This window comes from Streptomyces sp. NPDC127129, assembly GCF_042671585.1.
Taxonomy (GTDB): Bacteria; Actinomycetota; Actinomycetes; order Streptomycetales; family Streptomycetaceae; genus Streptomyces.
Genome location: NZ_JBHXTV010000005.1, coordinates 470,501 through 478,296, shown reverse-complemented (window position 1 = coordinate 478,296; position 7,796 = coordinate 470,501). Strand labels below are relative to the sequence as shown.

6 protein-coding genes are annotated in these 7,796 nt (G+C 71.7%); 2 read left to right on the top strand and 4 right to left on the bottom strand.

The genetic code is table 11. The features are described from left to right. Positions 1–260: 260 nt before the first annotated feature. Both dnaJ and hrcA read right to left on the bottom strand, forming a co-directional pair. Positions 261–1,400, bottom strand: a complete 1,140-nt coding sequence (gene dnaJ / locus ACFVGW_RS12965) for a molecular chaperone DnaJ (protein ID WP_361762323.1) — start codon at positions 1,398–1,400, stop codon at positions 261–263. Continuing rightward, entirely contained in the window at positions 1,401–2,420 is a 1,020-nt protein-coding gene (gene hrcA, locus ACFVGW_RS12960; protein WP_352187898.1) for a heat-inducible transcriptional repressor HrcA, read from the bottom strand. 153 nt (positions 2,421–2,573) lie between these two features. Here hrcA and ACFVGW_RS12955 point away from each other — a divergent pair, with 153 nt between their 5' ends. Further along, positions 2,574–3,302 carry an MBL fold metallo-hydrolase gene (locus tag ACFVGW_RS12955; RefSeq protein WP_383225645.1) on the top strand — a complete coding sequence of 243 codons (729 nt, stop codon included), beginning with the start codon at positions 2,574–2,576 and terminating at the stop codon, positions 3,300–3,302. 10 nt (positions 3,303–3,312) lie between these two features. Next, entirely contained in the window at positions 3,313–4,113 is an 801-nt protein-coding gene (locus tag ACFVGW_RS12950) for a DUF3097 domain-containing protein (RefSeq protein ID WP_385851986.1), read from the top strand. A 288-nt stretch (positions 4,114–4,401) separates the two neighbouring features. Here ACFVGW_RS12950 and hemW read toward each other — a convergent pair whose 3' ends face one another. Both hemW and ACFVGW_RS12940 read right to left on the bottom strand, forming a co-directional pair. After that, positions 4,402–5,604, bottom strand: coding sequence for a radical SAM family heme chaperone HemW (gene hemW / locus ACFVGW_RS12945; protein ID WP_385852002.1), 1,203 nt, complete (start codon positions 5,602–5,604; stop codon positions 4,402–4,404). A gap of 110 nt (positions 5,605–5,714) precedes the next feature. Then, the gene (locus ACFVGW_RS12940; RefSeq protein WP_385851985.1) at positions 5,715–7,589 is read right to left on the bottom strand and encodes an AMP-dependent synthetase/ligase; all 1,875 of its coding nucleotides are present in this window, start codon (positions 7,587–7,589) and stop codon (positions 5,715–5,717) included. Positions 7,590–7,796: the final 207 nt, after the last annotated feature.

Here is a 7,796-nt window from a genome sequence, read left to right as displayed (position 1 = left end):
CGCCTGGGGGGGCCTTTCGTTGGGTTTCGGGGTACCTCCCTTTCCGGGGTTTTAATCTCCGGTATCCTTCCTTTCGGTGGGGGGGCCTCCCCCCCCCCGCGGCGCCCCCCCTTCCAGGCACGGAACCGACCGCCCGACGGGCGGTGGGGGGCCGGTCCTACCGCCCGTTGAAGGCGTCCTTCAACCGCGAGAACAGCCCCTGCTGCCCCGGCTGACCGTGCTGACCCGGGGGGCGACCCCCGGACCCCCGGCCCTCACGCCTACCGCCCGTTGAACGCATCCTTCAACCGCGAGAACAGCCCCTGCTGCCCAGGCTGGAACTGGCCCGTCGGCCGCTCCTCGCCACGCAGCTTCGCCAGTTCGCGCAGCAGCCGCTCCTGCTCGGCGTCGAGCTTCGACGGCGTCGTCACCTCGACGTGCACGATCAGGTCGCCGCGGCCGCCACCGCGCAGGTGCGTGATGCCGCGCCCGTGCAGCGGGATCGACTGGCCGGACTGGGTGCCCGGGCGGATGTCGACCTCCTCCATCCCGTCGAGCGTCTGCAACGGCACCTTCGTACCGAGCGCTCCCGCCGTCATCGGGATGGTGACCGTGCAGTGCAGGTCGTCGCCGCGCCGCTGGAAGGTCTCGTGCGGGACCTCGTGGATCTCGACGTACAGGTCACCGGCGGGGCCGCCGCCGGGGCCGACCTCGCCCTCGCCCGCGAGCTGGATGCGCGTGCCGTTGTCGACACCGGCCGGGATCTTCACGGTGAGCGTGCGCCGCGAGCGGACCCGCCCGTCGCCCGCGCACTCGGGGCACGGGGTCGGGACGACCGTGCCGAAGCCCTGGCACTGGGGGCAGGGGCGGGAGGTCATGACCTGGCCCAGGAAGGACCGCGTGACCTGCGAGACCTCACCGCGGCCGCGGCACATGTCACAGGTCTGGGCGGACGTGCCGGGCGCTGCGCCCTCACCGGAACAGGTCGTACAGACGACCGCCGTGTCGACCTGGATGTCCTTCGTCGTGCCGAAGGCGGCCTCGTTGAGGTCGATCTCCAGCCGGATCATGGCGTCCTGGCCGCGGCGCGTGCGCGAGCGCGGCCCGCGCTGCGACGCCGTACCGAAGAAGGCGTCCATGATGTCCGAGAAGTTCCCGAAGCCGCCCTGGCCGAAGCCACCGGCTCCACCACCGCCGCCGGACGCGGACAGCGGGTCGCCACCGAGGTCGTAGACCTGCTTCTTCTGCGGGTCCGACAACACCTCGTAGGCGGCGTTGATCTCCTTGAACCGCTCCTGCGTCTTCGGATCGGGATTGACATCCGGGTGCAGCTCGCGGGCGAGCCGCCGGAATGCCTTCTTGATCTCGTCCTGGGACGCGTCGCGGCGCACGCCGAGTACGGCGTAGTAGTCCGTGGCCACTTACGACTCCGCCAGGATCTGTCCGACGTAACGTGCCACTGCGCGTACCGCTCCCATCGTTCCGGGGTAGTCCATGCGGGTCGGTCCGACCACGCCGAGTTTGGCGACTGCCTCGTCGCCCGAACCGTAGCCGACCGCGACGACGGACGTGGACGTGAGGCCCTCGTGGGCGTTCTCGTGCCCGATCCGTACGGTCATGCCCGAGTCCTTGGCCTCGCCCAGCAGCTTGAGGAGCACGACCTGCTCCTCGAGGGCTTCGAGAACGGGCCTGATCGTGAGGGGGAAGTCATGGCCGAAACGGGTGAGATTGGCGGTACCGCCGATCATCAACCGCTCCTCGTGCTCCTCCACCAGGGTTTCGAGCAGGGTCGCGAGCACCGTCGAGACCGTGCCCCGGTCCTCCGTCTCCTCGAAGGACTCCGGAAGATCCTGCACCAGCTGCGGCACGTCCGCGAAACGGCGGCCGACGACCCGGCTGTTGAGCCGGGCGCGCAGGTCCGCGAGCGAGGCCTCGCCGAACGGCGCCGGACAGTCGATGACGCGCTGCTCGACGCGGCCGGTGTCCGTGATCAGCACCAGCATCAGCCGGGCGGGGGCCAGCGAGAGCAGCTCCACGTGCCGGACCGTCGAGCGGGTCAGCGACGGGTACTGCACGACGGCGACCTGCCGGGTCAGCTGCGCGAGCAGCCGGACCGTGCGCCCGACGACGTCGTCGAGGTCGACGGCTCCGTCGAGGAAGTTGTGGATCGCGCGCCGCTCGGGCGTCGACAGCGGCTTGACGCCGGCGAGCCGGTCGACGAAGAGGCGGTAGCCCTTGTCGGTCGGGATGCGTCCGGCGCTGGTGTGCGGCTGGGCGATGTAGCCCTCGTCCTCCAGCACGGCCATGTCGTTGCGCACGGTGGCGGGCGAGACGCCGAGCTTGTGGCGCTCCGTGAGCGCCTTGGAGCCGACCGGCTCCTCCGTCCCGACATAGTCCTGGACGATGGCGCGCAGCACCTCGAGTCTGCGTTCGCTGAGCATCGCGCACACCTCCAGCTGTCGTATCGGTTGCTCCGCATTTGGCACTCGCCCTGTTCGAGTGCCAGGAATCCCCCGGCCAGTGTACGGCGGCGGGCATCGCTCCTGGCAAGGAGGCTGTGTCGGAGGCCACGTCGTTGCGGATAGCGTCGCGGTATGGATGTCGATTGGGAAGAGTACGGCTGGGAGCGGCTCGGTAACGGGGTGGGCAGGCGCCGACTGCCCGGCTGGGACGCCACGGTGGGGCTGGTACTGGGCGAGCGCGCCGTGCTGCTGTACGACACGGGCTCGACGCTCGCCGAGGGCGCCGAGCTGCGGGCACAGGCGGAGGCGCTCACGGGCGGCCGGAGAGTGACGCACATCGCACTGAGTCACCCGCACTTCGATCATGTCCTCGGCACGGCGGCCTTCGCGGGGGCGGAGGTGTTCGGGGCGGTGGGCCTGGACGAGCTGCTGCGCCGGGAGCGGCACGCGCTGCGAGAGGACGCGGTACGTCAGGGGGTGGCGGAGTCGGCGGCGACGGAGGCCGTGGACACCCTCGTCCTCCCGGGGCACATGGTGTCGGGCGAGTGGACGCTGGACCTGGGCGGCCGCCAGGTGCTGCTGGCCAACGTCGGGCCGGGGCACTCGGGCCACGACCTGGTGCTCCTGGTCCCGGACGCCGACGGGGTGGAGGTCGTCTTCTGCGGTGACCTGGTCGAGGAGTCGGGCGAGCCGCAGGCCGGCAGCGACGCCGTCGGCTCGCAATGGCCGGCGGCCCTGGACCGGCTGCTGGCGCTCGGCGGGGAGGACGCGCTGTACGTGCCGGGGCACGGGGCGGCGGTGGACGCGGCGTTCGTGCGGCGCCAGCGGGATGAGCTGGCACGGCGCTTCTCCGTCGCATAACGTCGCCCGAATGCGCAGCTACAACCCGGACCTGACGCCCCCTTGGAAGCGATCCGCCCCGGTGCCGGAGGTGCCGGCGGAGGCGGACCTCGTGGTGGAGGAGGTCTCGACAGGCTTCTGCGGGGCGGTGATCCGCTGCGAGGCGGGCACGGTCACGCTGGAGGACCGCTTCGGCAAGCACCGCGTGTTCCCGATGGATCCGCGGGGCTTCCTGCTGGAGGGCAAGGTGGTGACCCTGGTCCGCCCCGCCGCCGGACCGGCGCGCCCCAGCCGCACGGCCTCGGGCTCCGTCGCGGTCCCGGGCGCGCGGGCGCGGGTGGCCCGGGCGGGGCGGATCTACGTGGAGGGCCGGCACGACGCGGAGCTGGTGGAGCGGGTCTGGGGCGACGACCTGCGCATCGAGGGCGTGGTGGTGGAGTACCTGGAGGGCATCGACGACCTTCCGTCGATCGTCGCGGAGTTCGGCCCGGCGGCGGACGCACGGCTCGGCATCCTCGTCGACCACCTGGTGCCGGGCTCGAAGGAGTCCCGCATCGCGGCGCAGGTCACGTCCCCGGACGTCCTGATCGTGGGTCATCCGTACATCGACGTGTGGGAGGCCGTGAAGCCGTCCTCCGTGGGCATCCCGGCGTGGCCGGCGGTCCCCCGGGGCCAGGACTGGAAGACGGGCGTCTGCCAGGCGCTGGGCTGGCCGCAGAACACGGGGGCCGCCTGGCAGCACATCCTGTCGAAGGTCCACTCCTACAAGGACCTGGAACCGTCGCTCCTGGGCAGGGTGGAGGAGCTGATCGACTTCGTGACGGCGCCGTAGGCCCGTCCCGCCCGGTCGACCCGCCCGGGCCCCGGCGCCGCAGGTACGACACCGGGGCTCGGCGCCAGGGGTAGGACACCGGGGCTCGGCACCGGGGGTACGGCGCCGGGGTAGGACACCGGGGGGCTCGGCACCGGGAGTACGGCGCCGGGGCTCGGCACCGGGAGTACGGCGCCGGGGTAGGACACCGGGGCTCGGCACCGGGCCACGGCGCAGGGGGTACGCCCCCGGGGGCTCGGCGCCCTAGGGGTAGGGGCCCTAGGGGTAGGGGCCCTAGGGGTAGGGGCCCTAGTCCACCAGGTCGCGGACGACCGCGTCGGCGAGGAGCCGGCCCCGCAGGGTCAGGACCGCGCGCCCCGCCTCGTACGGCTCGGGCGCGAGGAGCCCGTCCGCGAGGGCCTTGCGGGAGGCCGCGAGGCCGTCGGGCTTCAGGAGGTCCAGCGGGCAGCCCTCCCGGAGCCGCAGCTCCAGAAGCACACGCTCCACGCGCCGGTCCTCCGCCGAGAGGAGCTCCCGCCCCGCGCCCGGCGACCGCCCGGCGGAGAGGGCCGCCGCGTACGCCCCCGGATGCTTCACGTTCCACCAGCGCACACCGCCCACGTGCGAGTGCGCCCCCGGGCCCGCGCCCCACCAGTCGGCGCCGCGCCAGTACAGCTCGTTGTGCAGGCACCGCCCGGCCTCCGACGTGGCCCAGTTCGAGACCTCGTACCAGTCGAAGCCGGCCTCGGCGAAGACGGAGTCGGCGATCAGATACCGGTCCGCGTGCACGTCGTCGTCCGTCATCGGCACCTCGCCGCGGCGGATCCGGCGCGCCAGCTGCGTCCCCTCCTCGACGATCAGGGCGTACGCGCTGACATGGTCGGGGCCCGCTCCGATCGCCGCCTCCAGCGACGCGCGCCAGTCGTCGTCGGACTCCCCCGGCGTCCCGTAGATCAGGTCCAGGTTCACGTGCTCGAAGCCCGCAGCCCGCGCCTCCGCGACGCACGCCTCGGGCCGCCCCGGGGTGTGCGTGCGGTCGAGGACCTTCAGGACGTGCTGCCGGGCGCTCTGCATCCCGAACGACACCCGGTTGAAGCCGCCGGCCCTCAGCTCCGACAGATACGCCGGATCCACCGACTCCGGGTTCGCCTCCGTCGTCACCTCGGCGTCGTCCGCGAGCCCGAACTCGTCCCGGATCGCCCCCAGCATCCGTACGAGATCACCGGCCGCGAGCAGCGTCGGCGTACCGCCGCCGACGAAGACGGTCCGCACCGGCCGCGGGTCGTCGCCGAGCACCTTCCGGGCGAGGCGTATCTCCTCGACGACCTGCCCCGCGTAGTTGTCCCGGGAGGCGAGCACGCCTCCGGCACCGCGCAGCTCGCTCGCGGTGTACGTGTTGAAGTCGCAGTAGCCGCAGCGGGTCGCGCAGTACGGCACGTGCAGATAGAACCCGAGCGGCCGCTCCCCGGCCCCTTCCAGGGCGTGCGAGGGCAGCGCCCCGTCGTCGGGCATGGGCTCACCATCGGGCAGTACGGAAGGCATGAGCCCATTGTCCCGTACTGCCCGACGTGGACCGCCGGCCTGTGGACAACCGTCGGCCGGCTACGGCCGGACCGGTCCGGTCAGGCCTCCCGCGCCCCCGTGTACATGTCCTCGATCAGGTCCTTGTACGTCCGCTCCACCACCGGCCGCTTCATCTTCAGCGACGGGGTGAGCTCGCCGTGCTCCACGTCCAGGTCCCGCGGGAGCAGCCGGAACTTCTTGATCGTCTGCCAGCGCTGCAGGCCCTCGTTGAGCCGGTCCACGTACCCCTGGACCATCTCCAGCGTCTGCGGGGCGGCCACGACCTCCGCGTACGCCTTGCCCGCGAGGCCGTTCTCCGCGGCCCAGCCGAGGATGGCGGGCTCGTCGAGCGCGATGAGGGAGGAGCAGTAGTTCCGGTCGGCGCCGAGGACGACGATGTTGGAGACGAAGGGGCAGACGGCCTTGAACTGGCCCTCGATCTCGGTCGGCGCGATGTACTTGCCGCCGGAGGTCTTGAACAGGTCCTTCTTGCGGTCCGTGATCCGCAGGTAGCCGTCGGCGGACAGTTCGCCGATGTCCCCGGTGTGGAACCAGCCGTCCGCCTCCAGGACCTCGGCCGTCTTCTCGGGCAGGCCGTGGTAGCCCTGCATGATGCCGGGGCCGCGCAGCAGGATCTCGCCGTCGTCGGCGATCCGGACCTCGCAGCCGGGCAGCGGCTTGCCGACCGTGCCGGTGCGGTAGGCCTCGCCCGGGTTGACGAAGGAGGCGGCGCTGGACTCCGTGAGGCCGTAGCCCTCCAGGATGTGGATGCCCGCGCCGGAGAAGAAGAAGCCGATCTCGGGCGCCAGGGCGACGGAGCCGGAGACGGCGGCACGCAGCCGGCCGCCGAAGGCCTCGCGGAGCTTCTTGTAGACCAGCGCGTCGGCGACCTTGTGCTTCGCGGTGAGGCCGAAGGGCGCGGAGGCGGTGCCGGTGCGGCGGAAGTTGTCCTGGGTGACCTTGGCGTACTCGCGGGCCACTCCGGCCGCCCACTGGAAGATCTTGTACTTGGCCGCGCCGCCCTCGCGGGCCTTGGCGGCGACGCCGTTGTAGACCTTCTCGAAGATGCGGGGCACGGCGGCCATGTAGGTCGGCTGGACCACCGGAAGGTTCACGATGATCTTGTCGATGCGGCCGTCGACGGCGGTGACGTGGCCGACCTCGATCTGGCCGGAGGTGAGCACCTTGCCGAAGACGTGCGCGAGCGGCAGCCAGAGGTACTGGACGTCGTCGCCGGTGACGAGACCGGTCGCGGCGATCGCCTTGGCCATGTACGACCAGTTGTCGTGCGGGAGGCGGACGCCCTTGGGGCGGCCGGTGGTGCCCGAGGTGTAGATGAGGGTGGCGAGCTGGTCCGCGGTGATCGCCGAGACGCGCTCCTTGACGGCGTCGGCGTGCCGCTCCAGGTACGCCTGGCCGCGCTTCTCCAGTTCGGCGAGGGAGAGGACCCAGTCGTCGCTCTCGACGCCCGTCGGGTCGATGACGACGACGTGGTGGAGACCGGGCAGGTCGGCGCGGGTCTCGCGGGCCTTGGCGACCTGCGCCGCGTCCTCCGCGATCAGCACCTTGGACTCGGAGTCGGAGAGGATGAACGCCGACTCCTCGGCGTTGGTCTGGGGGTAGATCGTGGTGACGGCGGCTCCCGCGCACATCACGCCGAGGTCGGAGAGGATCCACTCCACCCGGGTGGAGGAGGCCAGGGCGACGCGCTCCTCCGCCTGCACCCCCAGGTCGATCAGACCTGCCGCGATGGCGTAGACCCGCTCGGCGGCCTGCCCCCAGCTGAGCGACTTCCACTCGTCCGGACCCTGGCCGGAAACCGCCGGAACCGGATAGCGATAGGCCTCCGCATCAGGAGTCCGCTCGACGCGCTCAAGGAAGAGGGTCGCCACGGAGGGCGGCCGGTTCTCGATCAAGGTCTGTGTGTCGCTCACGACGTCCTCCGGGCGGCGGCGGTGCCTGCGGGTGGTGCGATCTGGCGGTGCGTATCTAACTGGCGAGTAACCTTCGATTCGGGGATCAGAGTAGATGGCCGAAGTCCGACGCGTAAGAGCCTGGCGGCCGACTCTTCATACCCGGTTGATAACAGAACGAACGCCGAACGGGCCCCCGCACTGTCCGCGCGGAGACCCGTTCGATGT

Excerpts from the sequence above, each read along its gene's own strand:
- hrcA (WP_352187898.1), bottom strand. The coding sequence starts at position 2,420 with ATGCTCAGCGAACGCAGACTCGAGGTGCTGCGCGCCATCGTCCAGGAC.
- ACFVGW_RS12955 (WP_383225645.1), top strand. The coding sequence starts at position 2,574 with ATGGATGTCGATTGGGAAGAGTACGGCTGGGAGCGGCTCGGTAACGGG.
- ACFVGW_RS12950 (WP_385851986.1), top strand. The coding sequence starts at position 3,313 with ATGCGCAGCTACAACCCGGACCTGACGCCCCCTTGGAAGCGATCCGCC.
- hemW (WP_385852002.1), bottom strand. The coding sequence starts at position 5,604 with ATGCCCGACGACGGGGCGCTGCCCTCGCACGCCCTGGAAGGGGCCGGG.